This is a genomic window from Salinibacterium sp. SWN139, from assembly GCF_015864625.1.
In the GTDB taxonomy this organism is placed as follows: domain Bacteria; phylum Actinomycetota; class Actinomycetes; order Actinomycetales; family Microbacteriaceae; genus Rhodoglobus.
In genome coordinates, this window is the sequence record NZ_JADYWV010000003.1 from 517298 (window position 1) to 534050 (window position 16753).

Below are 16753 nucleotides of genomic sequence, written 5' to 3' on the forward strand. Positions count from 1 at the left end.
CAGCACGGTGTTAGATGAACAGCGTCGTCGTGGATTCGGCGGCTTCGCCCAAGAACGTGGCGACCCCACCGAGCTCGACACCCTCAATGAGGTCAGATTCGGCGATGCCGAGAAGGTCCATCGTCATGGTGCAGCCGATGATGCGAGCGCCGCCCTCCATCGCCGATTCCATGAGTTCGGGCAGCGAGTGCACGCCATTCTTCTTCATTGTCTTCTTGATCATCGCCGTGCCTGCACCCATCATGTGCATCTGCGAGAGCGTGAGTTTGTCGGCACCGGCGGGCATCATGCCGGCGAAGAGCTTGTCCATCGCCTTACGCTGACGCTTCGGTGGCTTCTGCTGACGCAGCGCGTTCAGGCCCCAGAAGGTGAAGAACATCGAAACTTCTTCGCCCATCGAGACAGCACCGTTGGCGATGATGAACGCGGCGATCACCTTGTCGAGGTCGCCCGAGAACACCACAAATGACACCTTGGGTTTCGCCGGGGCGGCAACGGCTCCTCCACCGCCGGCGAGCAAGAGCGCCTCGGGACCAGCCTTGCGGATGGTGGCCACATAGCCGGGCCCCTCCGGTTCGATGGCCAACAGTTCGTGACTGTTGCGGCGCACCCACGCGGGCGCATCGCTCGCGAAGCCAGGGTCAGATACATGAACGACGATCTCGTCGCCGAGGTTGAGTCCCTTCATTTCGGTCGCAAGCTTCATGATCGGCCCTGGACACGCGAGCCCCGTGCAGTCCAGATTCACCGAGACACCCGTGCCGTTCGCCACGTGGGCGGCGACACGAGCCGAGTTGAGCGCTTCGGCTGCTTCGGCGTACGAGGTTTCTGGCTCGATCGGTCCGTCGGTGTCGGGCTCGACCTCATGCCACGCTCGGAACGTTTCGGATCCGCCCGACAGCGTGGCGACATCCGTAAATCCCAGCTGCACAAGGATGCGGTAGGCAAGGTAACTGCGGAAACCGACGGAACAGTAGAGACGCAGACCTACTGACCGATCCCAGTCGCCGGTGTCGGTGCGGAGGGTCGCAAGCGGCACGTTCTCGGCGCCGGGCAGGTGGAAGATGGAGAACTCTTCTGGCGTGCGCACGTCAATAATGCGCGCACCGTCGGTGGCGTGTGGATAGTCCTGCGCGTACCAGAGATTCAGGTCGCCGAGCAGGACGTTGCTGGCGACGAAGCCGGCCATATTCACCGGGTCCTTGGCCGAACCAAACGGCGGGGCATAGGCGAGCTCGAGTTCTTCAAGATCCCAGACAGTGAGGCCGGCACGAAGCGCGGTGGCGAAAACATCGAGGCGCTTATCGACGCCATCAAAACCGGTGACCTGAGCGCCGAGCACCTTTCCCGAGTCAGGAGTGAAGAGCAGCTTGATGTGCATCATCGCGGTACCCGGGTAGTAACCAGCGTGGCCGGATGGATGCACGTGCACGGCCCGATACGTGACGCCCGCGGCCAGCAACTGGCGTTCCGTCGCGCCAGTGCCACCCGCGACCATCTCGAAGATTTTCACTATCGAGGTGCCCTGAGTGGACTTGTACTCCGTGTCGCGGCCGCAGATATTCTCAGCTGCAACGCGCGCTTCGCGGTTAGCTGGCCCGGCAAGCGGAGCGAGCCACGACCCCGGCAACACCGTGTTCGGGGTTTCAACCGAGTCGCCCGCCGCCCAAATGTTCGGGTCAGACGTGCGCATATGGGTGTCGACGGCTAGGCCGCCATTCTCGCCCAGATCGAGACCGGCATCCCGGGCAAGGCCAACACTGGGGCGGACTCCGACCGACAGAATGACGAGGTCCGCTTCGAGAGTCGTCGAGTTCGTGAGCTCCACAGTGACCCCGCCGCCGGTGCGCGGCGCGAACGCGGCAGCACCCGTCGAGAGGTGAAGAGTGATTCCGCGGCTACGGAGGTGGTGTTCAACGGGAACCGACATCTCGTGGTCGAGAGGCGGAAGAATTTGGTCGCTCAATTCCACGACATCCACGAGCGCACCACGGTGCTTCAGGTTTTCGGCCATCTCAAGGCCGATGTAGCCAGCACCGATAACGACACAACGCACGGGACCGCGAGCGCCACTGGCCGCCTTCTCTAGGTCAGCATCGAGTTCGGCTTTGATGGCATCCATGTCGCCAATGCGACGGAGGACATGCACCTCGGGAAGGTCGATACCCGGCAGCGGTGGGCGGATGGCTTCCGCACCCGTGCACAGGGCGAGGTTGTCGTAACTTTCGACATACTCACGCCCGGTGTCGACCTCACGTACCGAAACGGTTTTGGCCTGGCGGTCAATCGCAGTGACCTCGTGAGCGATACGCACTTCGATGTTGAGAGACTCGCGCAGGCTCTCGGGCGTCTGCAGAAGCAGTCGGTCTCTCTCAGTGATGACTTCACCAATGTGGTACGGCAATCCGCAGTTCGCGAATGACACGTGATGGCCGCGCTCCAGCACGACAATGTCTGCACTTTCGTCAAGCCTGCGCGCGCGGGCTGCAACCGACGCGCCTCCAGCAACTCCTCCAACAACGACCAACTTCATGGGATGCCATGCCTTCTGCGGCGACCTCTGGGCTATGCCTTTCACAGTCCATCAATGCACCGCTATATATCTCACGCTACTCCTGTGCAGTGCTTGGTGTGGGAGTACTTGGGGCTTGTCGCGATGCACCATTGGGGCGTATCTCCTGGCTGGTTTTCCACAGCTCGGCTGCGGCATCCATAGGGCTGTTTGCTAGTCTGCGAACCTGCCACTGTGCCAGCGCTCCGGAGCCCTGTAACACCGCCGCGGCATCCGAGAGGGTTCGAATGTATTCACCGATCGTCTTTGACTACTGGTTGCCAACGTACGAACGCGAGCCCGCCTTCGACGCGCTGTATGTGGTGCGAGTCGCAGAAACGCTCCCGACGAACACCGCCGTCACGCTGCTGGATGTCGCCGCCGGACCCAGCATCGTCAGCCTCGTGACGTCATTCGCCGAGCGTCTCGATTTCACCAATGGGCAACGCATTAGTGCCGAGCAATTGCGCTCCGAACTCGATGCCGCCGGAGTCGCTCTCAACGGTACCGATCAACTTTTCTACCTCCCCCGGCACGCTCAAGACACCCTTCGCGCCGAGGTGCTTCCTGAGACAACGCGCCAACTGACTGAAGCGGATGCTGCCGAGTTCGAGAAGTTCACCGCAGCCATTCCAGAACGAGAACTCGACGAAGCATTCGTGGAACTTGATCACTGGCTCGTCTACGGAACCTTTGCGGATGACCAACTCGTTGCGGCGTCCAGCATGTACCCGTGGCGCGGCTCGCAGCTTGCCGATCTCGGCATCATCACCCTGCCGGAGTACCGAGGTCGCGGGCTCGCCACCCGCACCGTTCGCGCCATCAGTGCGCGTGCGCTCGCCGAGGGCTACGAACCGCAATACCGCTGCCAGCCCGACAACGCTGGCTCTGTCGCTGTTGCCCTCGCCGCCGGCTTCACCCTCTTCGGGCAGTGGGATGTCGTGCCACTGAACGACTGACCTGCAGTGGTCGCGGCTCAGTCGGAGATAGCGGCAAGGATCGTGTCGCAGAGCGCCATCGTGCGCACGTTATCCGCTGCCGACGGGCTGAGTTCTTTGGTGCCCTGCAGCACTCCGACGAAGTGTTTCATCTCACCGATGTAACCACGCAGATACAGATCTTTGAGACTCCCGGAGCCAGGAGAGTTCGATACGTCGAACGTCACGGACCGCTCGGCAAGGGTTTCGCCCGGCCCGGCAGCAGTGCCGGCAACTTCGCCCGTGAGCACCTGGATGCGGCTCAGGTCGGAGACCCGCACGACGCCGTTAGTGCACGTGACGCTGAGCTCTTCGGTTTCGCGCGACCAGGCGCGGGTGGAGACGAAGTTCAACGATCCGATCACTCCGCTTTCGTGGCGCACGAGAACAATGATCGAGAGCGCGTCGCCCGACGCATTCTGCACCGCGGAAACGTCCACAACGTCACCGAAGACATCTCGCACGAGGTCGATGAGGTGAATGACCGCCTGGGTGATGAACTCGACCGGCGTGAAGTCGGGCTTCCACGCGGCAAAACCAAACTCGCAGGCGTAGGACAAGACGGGGCCCTGCTCTGTTCCCTCTCCAATGAGGGTTTTGAGCTGGGTGTAGGCCGGGGCGAATCGCTTCATGAATCCGAGCATCACGGGCACGCCAGCATCCGCGGCGATTTCGGCAATTTCTCGGGCTTCGGCCGAGGTTGACCCGAGCGGCTTCTCGACAAACACGGCGACGCCCGCGCGAACACAGTCGGCAACGACGTCAGCCTGCAGATGAGGTGCAAGCGACACCACAATGCCGTCGAGGTTCGAGGCTTCGATGAGCGCGAGGTGGTTCGGGAAGATCGGGTGGATGCCACGGGCTTCCGCCTCAGCGATGCGGGCAGGGTTGCGCTCCGCAACGCCAACCAGAGGGACGCCCGTCGCGGCAAACGCGGGATAGAGGTTGAGCGAGGAGTGGCGGCCTGCGCCGACAAATCCGATTCGGGGCTGCGCAGCGGTCGGCATAGTTCCTCACATCCTCTGTGCCCGAGCGGCACTGCCCCATTGTCTCCCACTCTCGCGGTGGCGCGGCCGCGTGAGGAGCTATGGTGTGCGGGTTTGCGCTGGCTGGTGCGTGCATCTGGAATTGTCCGGCTCAATGTCAGGAGCGACTGCTTCACTACCTCCATGGATGCCGCATCGCTCAGTTCTGACGGGTACGACGCTGATTTCTTGGGTGTTCCTGTGCCGTGGCCCTCCCCGGCCTCAGGAGCGCCGATTCGTGAGTTGCCGTATGCGCATTTCTCGGTAAATCTGGATCCGCTGCGGGGTCTCGCCAGCGCCACCGGCGTGAACATCGATGGCGATCAACTCGTTGATGTGGGTCGCGGCAATGACTGGCATCTGGATTCGCGCATCCCGGAGCATGAGCAAACCGGCGAAGCGGTGTACGCCCGCAACGATCTCGACCGCGGGCATCTTGTGCGCAGGCGCGACCCGGTCTGGGGCGACGGGGCGACCGCAAGCCAAGCCAACTACGACACCTTTGCGTTCACGAACGCCGCGCCTCAAGCTGCGGGCTTCAACCAATCGAAAGAGTTATGGCTCGGGCTCGAAGACCACGTGTTGGAGTATGCGCGCACGAACCACAACCGCATCAGTGTGTTTACGGCGCCCGTGCTCGGCAACGACGATCCGGTGTACCGGGGTGTGGGCATCCCGCAACTGTTTTGGAAGATCGCCGCGTGGGTAACAACGATCGATGGCGCCGTCGAACTTCGCGCCGCCGGATTCGTTCTTGACCAACGCCCTCAGCTCGCCGATGTCGATCTTGATGAGGCACGCGCCCAAGCACTCGCTAACGGTACTCCCCCGCCGCTCGGACCATTCCGCACCTTCCAAGTGCCCATCGTTGATATTGCCGAACTCACCGGATTGACCATGGACGCGCTCAGCGCGGCGGATGTGCTCGAGCCCATTCTTGCTGCGACTGACGATCGTCACGAAGCGCGGTGGGTCGAGTTGAGCTCGGCCGAAAGCGTGCGACTGTAGTTCGCGCTTGGCCCTAGGCGCGCGAGTCGCTACCCGCGACATCGGCAATCGCGTCCGCGAGGTCGGGATACTCGAACGTGAAGCCCGCCTCGGTGAGCGTGCCGGGGATGACCCAGCGGCTCTTGAGGATGAGTTCGGGTTCGGTTCTGAGAACCCACATAGCCGGCTCGAGCATCCAACGCCAAGCGGGCAAACCAAACGGTGCACCAACCGCTGTGCGCAGGATGCCCATGAGCGTGCGGTTGTCGGAGGGGTTGGGGCTCGCGAGGTTGACCGGCCCGGCAATCGTGTCGGTGTCGCGCACGAATCGGGCCGCCCTGACCACATCGTCGAGGTGAATCCAGCTGAACTTTTGGCGCCCGCCCGTCTTATGCCCTTCGGCGCGACCGCTGCCGGTTGGTGTCGGGCCGATGCCGCGATAGCGGTTGTGGCCGAACCACCAGCCGTCAATTTGGGGGCCGCCGAGACCGATGCGCGCAAGGCGCAGCAGCAGGTTGGTGGCGGGGCCATCGCCCAGCACGATTGCCATGCGGAGGGCAACGCGGCGCGTGTGCGGCAGGTCGCCTGCGAAGAATTCGTTCTCCCAGTTGCGGGCAACATCCACCGAGAAGCCCTTGCCGAGTTCACCGTTGTCGTCGCTGTTGGGGCGGTCGGTTGAGTGGCGGTAGATCGTCGCCGTGGAGGCGTTCATCCAGATCGCAGGCGGGGCGGATGCCGCGGCAATCGCTTTGCGCAAGGCCCGAGTTGTCTCCACTCGCGAGCGCAGAATCTCGGTGCGGTTCGCGACGGTGTAGCGGCAGTTGACGGATTTGCCGGCAAGGTTCACGACGATCGCCGAGCCGTCGATGAGCTGGGCAATCGCAGCGGGATCGTCCCACGTGACGGCGGCGCTGCGGCCGATGAACCGCACGTCGTAGCCGTCGTCGCGGAAGGCGTCGGCAATTGCTGGCCCGACAAAACCACTGGCGCCGGCGATCACCGCGATTGGCTGCGGTGGCTGCGGTTCTGTCGCTGGCTGTGCCGCTGCCGGTTCCGCTGCCGCTTGCTCCGCTGCCATGACGCCCCCATCAGACTGAAATTTTCTCAGTCCAGCCTATCGAGTTTGCGTGCCCCACTCCCGCAGCTAGGACTGCGCTGGCACCGCTGCCCGCACTAGTTCCCGCGCCAGTTCGATGCTCGCCGAGAGAGTGTCGAGCGAGAGTTGCTGCGTGACGAGGGCGCCCTCGTGCAGCACCAAGAGTTGAGTAGCGAGCGTGTCGGGAGCCGAGCATCCGGCCGCCGTGGCGAGCTCAAGGAACAGGTCGATCAGCCACTGCTTCTGTTTCATGGCGACCACGTGAGCGGGGTGGGTCGCGTCGGGCAGTTCGGCGAGAGCATTGATGAAGGCGCAGCCGCGCGGGTTGTTCTGGTTCCAGGTGCGCTGGGCTTCGAGAGGGGCGAGCACTGCCTCGACCGGTGATTCGGCGAAGGCAATGGTTTCGCGAACCAGCAATTGCCAGCGCTGTTCGCGTTCTTCGAGGTAGGCGACCACGAGCTGATCTTTGGAGCCGAACTGGTTGTAGAGGGTGCGCTTGGTCACGCCCGAGTGTTCGGCGATGAGATCGACACCGACCGCCGTAATGCCACGGCTATAGAAGAGGTCACCGGCGGCATCCAGAATGCGGTGCCCTGCGGCCGTCATCAGTTTGGTCTCCGACATTCGACACTCCTTTACCGATCGGTGTACTGTGGGTTTAGTTCACCGATCAGTATACCCACGAGGAGACCCCCATGGACGTTCCCACCACCATGCGCGCCGTACAGCTCACCCAGCACGGAGGGCCCGAGGTTCTGCGCGTGACCGAGGTTGCAACTCCCACTCCGGGGGCTAACGAAGTTCTCGTGAAAGTGAGCGCCGCGGCCCTCAACAACACCGACCTGTGGACTCGCGAAGGCGAGTATGGCCTACCGGGCCCGCGCGCCGGCTGGCGTGGGCCGCTCGAATTCCCGCGCATCCAGGGAGCGGATGTTGCTGGGCACGTTGTCGCGGTTGGCGAAGGCGTCGACGCGAGCATCCTTGGTTCTCGCGTGGTCATCGACCCCGCCATCTATGACGTTGACGAACCCGACGCGAACATCACGGGACTCATGGGCAGCGAACGCGACGGCGGGTACGCCGAATACGTGATCGCGCCGGCCGACCGCATCCACGATGTGACCGAGTCACCCCTCAGCGACGACCAACTCGCCGCCCTGCCCATCTCCTACGGCACCGCGCTCGGCATGATCGAGCGTGGCCGGTTGCAGTCGGGCGAAACCGTGTTGGTGTCGGGAGCATCCGGTGGCGTCGGCGTTGCGCTCGTGCAGTTGGCGCGTGCCCGTGGCGCCCGCGTGATCGCGATCAGCAGCGGCTCCAAGATTCAGGCGGTTCGGGATGCCGGCGCCGACGTCGTTGTCGACCGCGCGACCGACGTGCCCCAGCAAGTACGCGCGGCCGCCCCTAATGGCATTGATGTCGTTCTCGATGTTGTCGCCGGAGACCTCGTTCACGACGGACTCCCCCTATTGCGCAAGGCCGGCCGCTGGGTCGTCGCCGGAGCCCTCGGCGGTCACACGATCAGCTTCGACGTGCGCGACCTCTACCTGCACAACCTGCAACTCATCGGCTCCACGATGCACACCCCCGAGCACTTCGAACTGCTTATGGAGATGGCACGACAGGGAGAAATCGCGCCCCTCGTCGCGGCGACGTTCCCGCTCGAGCAGGCTGCCGAAGCTCAGGAAGAACTCGCTCGCCGGGCGCACGTCGGCAAGATTGTGTTGCACCCTTAGCCTCACGCAGCGCGACCGACGGCCTTATTGCCGTCACGGTGCTCGACGGCAATAAAGCCGTCAGCGGCCACCGTGCTCGCCCTGCTGCGGTCGCGTTGCTCCCCACAGGCCGCCACCTCATTTAGGCTGAACCCAGCGGTCTGAGCGACCGAATACCGGCAAGAGGATTCCGCCCATGACGACCACCCCCGAGTACGTTCCGACCATCGTTCTGTCGAAGGCTTCCGCCGGTGGTGCACACGAAAAGCCGGAGCTCACGGCGCTGATTCATGGGCTCGAAGCATCCATGAAATCGGCCATCGAAGCCACGGGTGCTTGCGTCATCAGTGTTGATGGTTTTACCGACGCTGACGTGGATGCTGCGCTCAGCCAGGCAGACGGCGTCGTGCTGCTCGGAGGTGGCGACGTTGACCCCGACGAGTACGGGGCGACCGAGCGTCATCCGAAGCTTTACAACATCGACCGCACGACTGACCGCGTCGACATCGAGCTCGTGAACCAGGCCACCGAACGTCGCCTGCCCGTGCTCGCGATCTGCCGCGGGATGCACATCGTGAACGTAGCGCGCGGTGGCACGCTCATCCAACACCTCGAGCCGAGCGCTGTCGTACACAGTGGCGGCGGAGTCGACGCGATGGTCGATCACGACGTGACCCTCGACCCGGCATCACAACTCTCCGAGTTGTACGGCGAGGGCACGATGACGATTCGCTCAGGCCATCACCAAGCGGTGGATGTCGTGGGCGCCGGCCTCACCGCCACCGGTCACGCCGCCGACGGCGTGGTCGAAGCGGTAGAAAGCACCGACCCGACCTCTCCCCTTATTGCGGTGCAGTGGCATCCCGAAGACGGCGCGGCGAGCGAGCGTGACCGCGAACTGCTTTTCGGCTGGCTCACCGCGCAGGCGCGCGAGTTTCACGCAATGCGAGCGAACGCCAGCGCGTAGTTCGCGGCGCACCGAGGCGCAGTACCGAAAGGCTCAACGATGAGAGTTAGCGAACACGAGATCAGCTCTGAGGTGTCACTGTGCCTACCCAACGGCAAGCTCAATCCGAAAGCGGTGGGCTGGACACGTCGACCGCTCCACAACACCGATCGAATCGGCCACGGGAGCTACGGCTGGGGCCGCAACAAGCGCTGGGAGTACTGGGGCATCACAACGCCGACGCACATTCTCGCGTTGACGGTCTCCTCACTGGACTACGCCGCCGTTCACGAAGTGTGGGTACTCGACCGTGCAACGCAGGAGTCGTTCGGCTCCAGCGCCGTGGGGATCCTCGGCAGCAGCGTGACACTCCCTGGCACGATTGCGGCTGGACCGTCACGAGCCCACACCGCCGCCATCACCATCGAGATCGATGAGTTGCCGAACGGTACGCGGTTGCGCGCCAGCACCACTGCTGGCAACTCCCCCGTAAGCTTCGACGTGGTCGCAGAGCGCCCAGCAGGCCACGAGGCTCTCGGTGTTGTCGTGCCGTGGAATTCTCGGCTCTTTCAATACACCGTGAAGGATGTTGCACGCCCCGCCCACGGAACACTCACGATCGACGGGCACGAGTTCTCCGTTCCCGCCGGTGAGTCGTGGGCAGTCCTCGACCATGGCCGGGGCCGCTGGCCGTATTCCCTGAGCTGGAACTGGGGCGCGGCGTCCGGAACCTGCGACGGCCACACGGTCGGTCTGCAAATTGGCGGGCAGTGGACGAATGGCACCGGTTCGACCGAGAACTCAGTTCTTGTCGACGGCCGCCTGCACAAGATCAGCGAAGAACTTACCTGGAGTTACAACGAGAACGACTGGCTCGCACCGTGGCACATTGGCGGTGAGCTCGCCGACCTCACCTTCACCCCGTTCTACGATCGAATCTCGACCATGAACATGCTGATTGTGGCTTCCAACACCCACCAGTGTTTCGGGCACTACTCCGGGTGGGTCGCGACAGAAAAAGGGGACCGGATTCGTGTCGACGGCCTGCTCGGCTGGGCAGAAGCAGTCCACAATCGCTGGTGATCCTACGACCAGCGCACAGGGTATAGCGCGACGAAACTAGCGAACAGCTACTAGCGAACCGCCATGGCGGCGCGAACACCCTCGTTGACGATTTCGCCACCGGCGACATTCAACCCGCGAGCAAGAGCGGGCGACGCAGCCGCAGCAGCATCCCAACCGTGATTCGCGATTGCGACAACGAACGGCAGCGTCGCGTTGCTGAGCGCGCGGGTCGAGGTGCGCGGAACAGCGCCGGGCATGTTGGCAACGCAGTAGTACAGCGAGTTGTGAACGGTGAAAGTGGGGTCGTCGTAGGTCGTGGCGTGGGTGCCTTCAAAGCATCCGCCCTGGTCGACCGCAATGTCGACGAGCACCGAACCGGGCTTCATCGACGCGACCATTTCGTCGGTGACGAGCTTGGGTGCGGCAGCGCCGGGGATCAGCACCGAACCGATCACAAGGTCGGCCTCGAGCAGCTGCTCGGCGATTTCGTAGCGCGTCGAAACGCGGGTCTGAACTTCACCGTTGAAGCGAACTTCGAGCGCGCGGAGACGCGGCAGCGAAATGTCGATGATCGTCACGCTGGCGCCGAGACCGAGCGCGTTGGCGGCAGCGTGCTCACCGGCAACACCGCCACCGATAACGACAACCTTGGCCTTGGGGGTTCCGGCAACTCCACCAAGCAGTTGGCCGCTGCCACCCTCAGCCTTGAGCAGAGCGTGAGCGCCAGCGACGATGGAGAGTCGACCGGCGACCTCACTCATCGGGGCAAGAAGGGGAAGCGAACGGTCGTCGCCCTGAACGGTCTCGTAAGCAACCGCGGTCGTTCCCGACGTCACAAGCGCTTCGGTCAGCGCGCGGTCTGCCGCGAGGTGCAAGTAAGTGAAAAGTACGAGGTCTTCGCGAAAGTAGCCATACTCCGAAGCGATCGGCTCCTTGACCTTCACAACGAGCTCGGCGGATGCCCATACCTCGGCAGCGTCAGCAACAATCTGGGCGCCTGCTGCCGCGTACAGCTCATCCGTGAAGCCACTACCGATACCGGCGCCAGCCTGAATGGTGACGGCGTGCCCGCCAGCCACCAAGGTGTCCACACCCGCCGGGGTTATCGCAACACGATTTTCGTTGTTCTTGATTTCAGCGGGTACAGAAATGCGCATCGACTTACCTTTCGCAGCGGAGTGGAGTTGCTCAACCCTGTCAGAAATTCTGTCTTTTGTGGAAAAGTCAGAATTTTGATCGGAAAGTAGTTCGCGAAGGCCTCATTTCGTGCCAAAATTGCGTTCAATCGCCCCTCTAGCCGAAGGATCTTCGAGTGACTGACGAACTTGACCCGATCGACACGAAGATCCTCACCCTTCTCTCTCGGGATGCCCGGATGAGCAACGCGGCGATCGCGAGCACCGTCGGCATTGCGGCATCCACCGCTCACACTCGCATCAAGTCGCTTTTCGACCGCGGCCTCATCACGGGGTATCACGCAGCGCTCAACCAAGAAAAACTCGGCCGCGGCCTGCAAGCGATCATCGGAGTCTCGCTGCGCCCGGGCGCTCGGCAGGAAAGCATCCAGGCCTTTACGGAAGAAATCCGCCGACTTCCCGAAGTGATTCAGCTGTTCTTCGTCGGTGGCGGCGACGACTTTCTCGTGCACATTGCCGTCGCGAACTCGTCAAAAGTTCGGCTTTTCGTCGTCGACCACCTGTCGGCCCGCCACAGCGTTGCCTCCACCAACACGAGCATGATCTTCGAGTATCACCGCAACGCGGTCGCTACGGACTTCGCCTAGAAAAGGTCGAAGCGCGGGTTCGTGAGCGGCCAATCGCGTTCGATCCATGCCGGCACGAACGTATCGAGCGCGGCTTCAAGGTCGGTGCCGACGTACTCGTCACGCACCCACCAGGAAACGTCGGCATCCGCTGTCTCGTCGTCGCTGGGGTCGATATAAACACAGCCGATGAGCTCCGTCTCGTTCTCGTCGAAGAGCGCAAAGTTGAACGACTCGTGGGTCTGCATTTCGTCGGCATGCCGCTGCAGGTCGGCGCGATCTTGCTCGGCGGTCATCGTCGCCGGCGGCCAACCCCAGGCCTCACCGTAGATCGACCAGAGCCGTCGCTGCGAGCCCATCACGGCATCCATATCGAGCTCAGTATCGGAGGCGCGGATTGGACGGAGGTGGTGTCCCGTCGGCAAAGCGACGTGGGTCGGATGCTGCCAGCCGGGCGGCAGCCACGATTCGGCAGACGGTGACGTGTCGCTGGGGTCAGTCATTGGGGCCCTTCCTAGCTGAACGCTCTAACGCAGTAGTCCATTCTCGTACGCGTGCGCCACGATTTGCACCCGAGAGGTGAGCGACAGCTTCGCAAGAATGCTGCGGATATGGCTCTTCACTGTCGTCTCCCCGATGTACGCGGTTTGCGCGATCTCTGCGTTGCTCAGCCCTCGCGCCGCCAACAAGAAAACTTCTTTCTCGCGCACCGAGAGAACATCAATTGCTTCGGCGACACGCTCGCGCTGCACGGATGATGTTTGCGCTCGGATGAGGTCTACCGTGTCACTCGCAGCGATCACCGACTGCCCGGCGTGCACTGCCCGAATCGCTGCAAGGATGAACTCTGGAGTCGCATCCTTCACTAGAAACCCCTCGGCGCCAGCCTGAATCGCGCGGACCACCGCCTGATCACGCTGGAAGGTTGTCAGCATGATGATCTTCGGGCCTAGTCGGGGTGCTGACCCTTCACTCGCTTCACGTTCTCCCGCGACCTCGACGAGCGCATTCATGATGCGCGACGTCGCCTCGATGCCGTCGAGGAGCGGCATCCGAATGTCCATCAACAGAACGTCGGGGTCGACCTCGCGAGCCAAGGTGACCGCCGCTTCTCCGTCGTAGGCGGCACCCACGAAGGCGAGGTCGTCCTGTGACTCAATCAACATCTGGATACCCGAGCAGAACAACTGGTGATCGTCAGCTATCGCAACACGAATGGGGCTCATTGAGCGGCCACCTCGTCTGCAACCAGCGGCTTCTCGTAGCGTTCTCCGTCACCCGAGTTTTCCTCGCTGGTTGAGGGAATGAAAGCGGTGACGAGATAGACATCGCGCTCATCAGCGGCACCCGTCGTGAGCCACCCGCCCGCTAACCGTGCACGCTCGCGCATTCCGTGCAGCCCCCGAGTCGTGCGCGGAGCGGCCTCCGCGACCGAACCATCGACCGCCGGAGCACCTGTCGAAGAAACGCTCAACGCCAAACCCGGCCCGCGCCAGTCCAGGGTGATGCGTGCCGCGGGTTCCCGCCCGGCATGTTTCAGAGCATTTGTCAGCGCTTCTTGAACGATTCTGTACACGGCGAGGTGTTGGCCAGGCGTGAGCGGTCGAGGGTACCCGAAACTCTCGATCGCGGCGGCAAGCCCGGCCCCGCGCATCCGCTCAACCAGTTCGTCGAGATTCTCGAGCGTCGGGTTCGAATGCCCCTCAGGCTCAGACACCAACGACTCGATAAGGATGCGCACCTCCGAGAGCGACGAGCGCGCTGAACCCGCGATCCGCTCCAATGACTCTCCCATCGCATCGGGCCGCTGGGGGCCAATAAACCGAGCGCCGTCGGCCTGAGCGATGATCACAGCGAGCGAGTGAGCCATGATGTCGTGCACGTCCTGGGCAATACGGTCGCGCTCACGAGACACGATTAGATCGATCTCGGCAGAGTGGAGTTCCTCGACAGTCGCACCGAACTTGGCATCCGTCTCGTGGAGTTGCCGCGAAGACCGAAGCCCGGAAGCAACTGCCCACGTGCCGATCGCACAGGCAAGGCTTGCTGCGAGCACGAGAAAGAACGTCTGATGCACCGGAAGGCTCCCGAGGAAGCGTGACCCGACCCAGGCTGGCCAGCCGGCCCCGTCAGAGAGAAGTGGCACCCCCGTGAGTAGCGCGCACATCACGGCGTACGACAGCATTATGGGAAGCGCCACAAGACGGATTCGCTTGCGCGCGCTCGAGCTCACGATGAAACACGCAATCACAATGCCGAAGTAGACAGGCCACGTCGTCTCGCCATAGCGGGCAGGCGAGAAGGCAAGCTGGAATAGCAGCACGGCTCCCGGGAGCAAGATCGCGATATGAGGATAGGCGCGCGCCAAGCCGATGGCTGCCGCGATGACCGCGAGAGTGAACGGGTAGGCGGGCCAAGGCGCACCGATAGTGCGACCAGTTTCCGCGAGGATCCACAGCACGTAGAAAACGACGGCGACGGTCGGCTCGAGCAGCCAGCGATATTTGCGAAGAGTAATGAGCATGCGGCAATGCTAGATGCGTGACTCAGAGAGAACCTCACGAATTGGCGGAGTTCATCCCTATGGAGGAGGAAGGCCGCCTCTAAGGCGGAGCACGGGCCGCACGAAGCCGTGCAGCGCTGAGCGGAGAAAACGAGGGGCAGCTACAGCCCCTCGCCTTCGGCCTATCCCGCCGTAAGAACCGTCCAGGTGTCTCCGCCATCGAATGACTCGACGAGTCCGCGCTCGTCGATCAGGGCAATGCGGTCACCCTCTGCCCCAACCGCAAGGGCGAAAGCTGTGCCCTGCACGGTTCCGCGGTCAGACCACGCCTCTGTCTCAGCCGAACGCACCCAGACGATGCCTTCGACATCCACTCCCACGAGCACACCAGGCGCTTGCGGCGCTGCGGCAAGCAAATACAGCAGTGGCGCCCCCGCCGTCAGCGCGAATGACTGCCCCGCATCATCGCTCACCGTTAGGCCATCTGGCGTGGTGGCGTACAGCCGGTCAACACTGCTCGGGTCAGCAACGAGTGAATAGGCTTCAATGCTCGCACCGGCGCTCCAGGTCACCCCGCCATCTGTGCTTGCCGACAGCGGCGCACCGTCCGATGACAATCCGTACAGCTGGCTGGGGTCATTCTGGTTGACCGTGAGCGAGTGGAAATCTGTGGCCCCGGCTAGCGAGACGCTCGCCCATGACTCCCCCGCATCAGCGCTCGAGAGCAGCCCCAAGTTGGGACCGTCAAAGGCGTTAGAGCTGGGATCCGGATGCCCCGAGACGAAGTACTGGTCGCCCGCCGCCGCGAAGCCCATCGCGTCGAACGACTCTCCGCCAAGCGGACCGCTCAACTCACCCGTGGCATCCACCCGGTAAATACCCGAATGGCTTGCCACGAGAATGTTCTCGCTGGAGTCGATGCCGAGGCCATGCACGTGCTCGAAAACGCTGAGAGCTGACGGCGTGCTGTCCGCCTCCACAATCGGCGTTACCGCGGTGCACCCGGTCAAGGCAATAGCAGTAATGGTTGTCACGGCTGCGAGCGCACCGGGGTTCATGGTAATTCTGTTCTTCACTGTGTTCCTTCTCATTCGTACTCAAATCGGCGGCGCCCCGAAAGGAGCCGTAAAGATCTCGGCTAAGCCGACATCCCGCCGATTAGGTGCGATTGATAGAAAGCGCGTGAAGCGAAGGTGCGGGAGCGCCCAGGATGGCGCCGGTGCTCTGCGAGTGAGAGGCCGTCAGCGGACCCGCAAGTGCACACTGCGAGCGCAACGAGGCCGGGGCGACGACACCGGTCAACGCAGCAACCGGGGTGCAGTCCACCATCGACATCGACGAATCGGAGTCGCTCGGGCAGGGGCAATGCTCGGCGCTCGAAGGCTCCGAGTCGTGCGATGCTGCGGCGGATTGGGCGATAGCGTGGCCGGTCATAGCCGGAGCCGCCCCTGCTGCCGCTGAGTGCATAGCGAGAAGCGCCACCACTGCCAGCAGTGTTGCGATCACCAGAAGGGCAGCACGAAGCGATTGAACAACGTTCGTCGCCTGCTGCGTCACGGTCACCCTCCCTGCCTTACGTCCCACTGATCGTAATCGACGGCGCACTCTCGCTAGCTGGGCGATAGCCGATAACGAAGACGGGCTGCGCTTCTCAGCGCCGAGCTTCTGGACCCAGATGATAGGTCAGTGCCTGCCGCACGCACTCGCTCAACTCGTCGACCGGGATCTTGTCGCCGACGTTGAACTGCACCGCGCGGTCGCCCTCATACGCGAAGGTATCGCCGAACTGGGTCCGAAAGTCGCTGACTAAGTTCGTGCTGCAGATAAAGAACATCGCATAGTCGTGTGCCGACTTCGCGTTCGTCGGCGCGATACGGATCGTGCTGCCGCTGCGCGTCTCCTTCGTGAGGTACGCGGGCTCGCCCCACTTCAAGGTTTCAGTGATCATGCCAACACCGTCCGTTTCGGATGCCGTGGCAAGAATCAGAGCGCGAAGCCTGAGCAACTCGGCGCGCATCGCCTCGGGGTAGTCGTTGAAGGTCGCTGCGACCTCGGGCGGCATAGCTGCGCTGCCTGAAGCCGCACCCACACTCGTGTTCGTCTTCGCCGACTCACTCATGCTTCGA

General features: G+C 62.9%; 17 protein-coding genes. 6 read left to right on the top strand and 11 right to left on the bottom strand.

Going from position 1 to position 16753, the window contains the following annotated elements:
- Positions 1-10: 10 nt before the first annotated feature.
- Positions 11-2533, bottom strand: a complete 2523-nt coding sequence (locus I6E74_RS12370; protein WP_197126100.1) for an FAD-dependent oxidoreductase — start codon at positions 2531-2533, stop codon at positions 11-13.
- A gap of 266 nt (positions 2534-2799) precedes the next feature.
- Here I6E74_RS12370 and I6E74_RS12375 point away from each other — a divergent pair, with 266 nt between their 5' ends.
- Positions 2800-3510 carry a GNAT family N-acetyltransferase gene (locus tag I6E74_RS12375; RefSeq protein ID WP_197126101.1) on the top strand — a complete coding sequence of 237 codons (711 nt, stop codon included), beginning with the start codon at positions 2800-2802 and terminating at the stop codon, positions 3508-3510.
- Between the two features lie 17 nt (positions 3511-3527).
- Here I6E74_RS12375 and I6E74_RS12380 read toward each other — a convergent pair whose 3' ends face one another.
- Positions 3528-4535: a Gfo/Idh/MocA family protein gene (locus I6E74_RS12380; protein WP_197126102.1), complete on the bottom strand. Its 1008-nt coding sequence runs from the start codon at positions 4533-4535 to the stop codon at positions 3528-3530.
- 162 nt (positions 4536-4697) lie between these two features.
- Between I6E74_RS12380 and I6E74_RS12385 the strand changes: the two genes are divergently transcribed.
- A complete protein-coding gene (locus I6E74_RS12385; RefSeq protein WP_197126103.1) occupies positions 4698-5561 on the top strand; it encodes a DNA/RNA non-specific endonuclease in 864 nt (287 codons plus the stop codon).
- 13 nt (positions 5562-5574) lie between these two features.
- On the opposite strand, the gene I6E74_RS12390 is transcribed toward I6E74_RS12385, so the two are convergent.
- On the bottom strand, positions 5575-6618 hold the full coding sequence (locus I6E74_RS12390; protein WP_231604996.1) for an epimerase: 1044 nt from the start codon (positions 6616-6618) through the stop codon (positions 5575-5577).
- Between the two features lie 66 nt (positions 6619-6684).
- Positions 6685-7260 carry a TetR/AcrR family transcriptional regulator gene (locus tag I6E74_RS12395; protein ID WP_197126104.1) on the bottom strand — a complete coding sequence of 192 codons (576 nt, stop codon included), beginning with the start codon at positions 7258-7260 and terminating at the stop codon, positions 6685-6687.
- Between the two features lie 71 nt (positions 7261-7331).
- Between I6E74_RS12395 and I6E74_RS12400 the strand changes: the two genes are divergently transcribed.
- The 3 genes from I6E74_RS12400 (at position 7332) to I6E74_RS12410 (ending at position 10380) form a co-directional block, all read left to right on the top strand.
- Positions 7332-8372, top strand: coding sequence for a zinc-binding dehydrogenase (locus I6E74_RS12400; protein WP_197126105.1), 1041 nt, complete (start codon positions 7332-7334; stop codon positions 8370-8372).
- Positions 8373-8547: 175 nt separating this feature from the next.
- On the top strand, positions 8548-9318 hold the full coding sequence (locus I6E74_RS12405; RefSeq protein WP_197126106.1) for a gamma-glutamyl-gamma-aminobutyrate hydrolase family protein: 771 nt from the start codon (positions 8548-8550) through the stop codon (positions 9316-9318).
- A gap of 39 nt (positions 9319-9357) precedes the next feature.
- Positions 9358-10380: a DUF2804 domain-containing protein gene (locus I6E74_RS12410; protein ID WP_197126108.1), complete on the top strand. Its 1023-nt coding sequence runs from the start codon at positions 9358-9360 to the stop codon at positions 10378-10380.
- Between the two features lie 50 nt (positions 10381-10430).
- On the opposite strand, the gene ald is transcribed toward I6E74_RS12410, so the two are convergent.
- Positions 10431-11519, bottom strand: a complete 1089-nt coding sequence (ald, locus tag I6E74_RS12415) for an alanine dehydrogenase (RefSeq protein WP_197126114.1) — start codon at positions 11517-11519, stop codon at positions 10431-10433.
- Positions 11520-11674: 155 nt separating this feature from the next.
- Here ald and I6E74_RS14790 point away from each other — a divergent pair, with 155 nt between their 5' ends.
- Positions 11675-12145 (top strand): Lrp/AsnC family transcriptional regulator, encoded by a 471-nt coding sequence (locus I6E74_RS14790; RefSeq protein ID WP_197126115.1) that lies wholly within the window; start codon positions 11675-11677, stop codon positions 12143-12145.
- On the opposite strand, the gene I6E74_RS12425 is transcribed toward I6E74_RS14790, so the two are convergent.
- The 6 genes from I6E74_RS12425 to I6E74_RS12450 all read right to left on the bottom strand — a co-directional run bounded on the left by I6E74_RS12425 (position 12142) and on the right by I6E74_RS12450 (position 16746).
- Positions 12142-12627 (bottom strand): GNAT family N-acetyltransferase, encoded by a 486-nt coding sequence (locus tag I6E74_RS12425; RefSeq protein ID WP_197126116.1) that lies wholly within the window; start codon positions 12625-12627, stop codon positions 12142-12144. The two genes, I6E74_RS14790 and I6E74_RS12425, sit on opposite strands and share 4 nt — an antisense overlap.
- A gap of 24 nt (positions 12628-12651) precedes the next feature.
- Positions 12652-13350, bottom strand: coding sequence for a response regulator transcription factor (locus tag I6E74_RS12430; RefSeq protein WP_197126117.1), 699 nt, complete (start codon positions 13348-13350; stop codon positions 12652-12654).
- Positions 13347-14648, bottom strand: a complete 1302-nt coding sequence (locus I6E74_RS12435) for a sensor histidine kinase (protein WP_197126118.1) — start codon at positions 14646-14648, stop codon at positions 13347-13349. The genes I6E74_RS12430 and I6E74_RS12435 overlap by 4 nt, the downstream gene beginning before the upstream one ends.
- 161 nt (positions 14649-14809) lie before the next feature.
- Positions 14810-15703 (bottom strand): F510_1955 family glycosylhydrolase, encoded by an 894-nt coding sequence (locus tag I6E74_RS12440; protein WP_307784472.1) that lies wholly within the window; start codon positions 15701-15703, stop codon positions 14810-14812.
- 82 nt (positions 15704-15785) lie between these two features.
- Positions 15786-16190: a hypothetical protein gene (locus I6E74_RS12445; protein ID WP_307784308.1), complete on the bottom strand. Its 405-nt coding sequence runs from the start codon at positions 16188-16190 to the stop codon at positions 15786-15788.
- 88 nt (positions 16191-16278) lie between these two features.
- The gene (locus I6E74_RS12450; RefSeq protein ID WP_197126026.1) at positions 16279-16746 is read right to left on the bottom strand and encodes a DUF1801 domain-containing protein; all 468 of its coding nucleotides are present in this window, start codon (positions 16744-16746) and stop codon (positions 16279-16281) included.
- Positions 16747-16753: the final 7 nt, after the last annotated feature.

What these genes read in the sequence shown, in the direction of transcription:
- I6E74_RS12405 (WP_197126106.1), top strand. Translation starts at nt 8,548, where the DNA reads ATGACGACCACCCCCGAGTACGTTCCGACCATCGTTCTGTCGAAGGCT.
- ald (WP_197126114.1), bottom strand. Translation starts at nt 11,519, where the DNA reads ATGCGCATTTCTGTACCCGCTGAAATCAAGAACAACGAAAATCGTGTT.
- I6E74_RS12435 (WP_197126118.1), bottom strand. Translation starts at nt 14,648, where the DNA reads ATGCTCATTACTCTTCGCAAATATCGCTGGCTGCTCGAGCCGACCGTC.
- I6E74_RS12410 (WP_197126108.1), top strand. Translation starts at nt 9,358, where the DNA reads ATGAGAGTTAGCGAACACGAGATCAGCTCTGAGGTGTCACTGTGCCTA.
- I6E74_RS12395 (WP_197126104.1), bottom strand. Translation starts at nt 7,260, where the DNA reads ATGTCGGAGACCAAACTGATGACGGCCGCAGGGCACCGCATTCTGGAT.
- I6E74_RS12375 (WP_197126101.1), top strand. Translation starts at nt 2,800, where the DNA reads ATGTATTCACCGATCGTCTTTGACTACTGGTTGCCAACGTACGAACGC.
- I6E74_RS12390 (WP_231604996.1), bottom strand. Translation starts at nt 6,618, where the DNA reads ATGGCAGCGGAGCAAGCGGCAGCGGAACCGGCAGCGGCACAGCCAGCG.
- I6E74_RS12400 (WP_197126105.1), top strand. Translation starts at nt 7,332, where the DNA reads ATGGACGTTCCCACCACCATGCGCGCCGTACAGCTCACCCAGCACGGA.
- I6E74_RS12430 (WP_197126117.1), bottom strand. Translation starts at nt 13,350, where the DNA reads ATGAGCCCCATTCGTGTTGCGATAGCTGACGATCACCAGTTGTTCTGC.
- I6E74_RS12385 (WP_197126103.1), top strand. Translation starts at nt 4,698, where the DNA reads ATGGATGCCGCATCGCTCAGTTCTGACGGGTACGACGCTGATTTCTTG.
- I6E74_RS12370 (WP_197126100.1), bottom strand. Translation starts at nt 2,533, where the DNA reads ATGAAGTTGGTCGTTGTTGGAGGAGTTGCTGGAGGCGCGTCGGTTGCA.
- I6E74_RS12425 (WP_197126116.1), bottom strand. Translation starts at nt 12,627, where the DNA reads ATGACTGACCCCAGCGACACGTCACCGTCTGCCGAATCGTGGCTGCCG.
- I6E74_RS12380 (WP_197126102.1), bottom strand. Translation starts at nt 4,535, where the DNA reads ATGCCGACCGCTGCGCAGCCCCGAATCGGATTTGTCGGCGCAGGCCGC.
- I6E74_RS12450 (WP_197126026.1), bottom strand. Translation starts at nt 16,746, where the DNA reads ATGAGTGAGTCGGCGAAGACGAACACGAGTGTGGGTGCGGCTTCAGGC.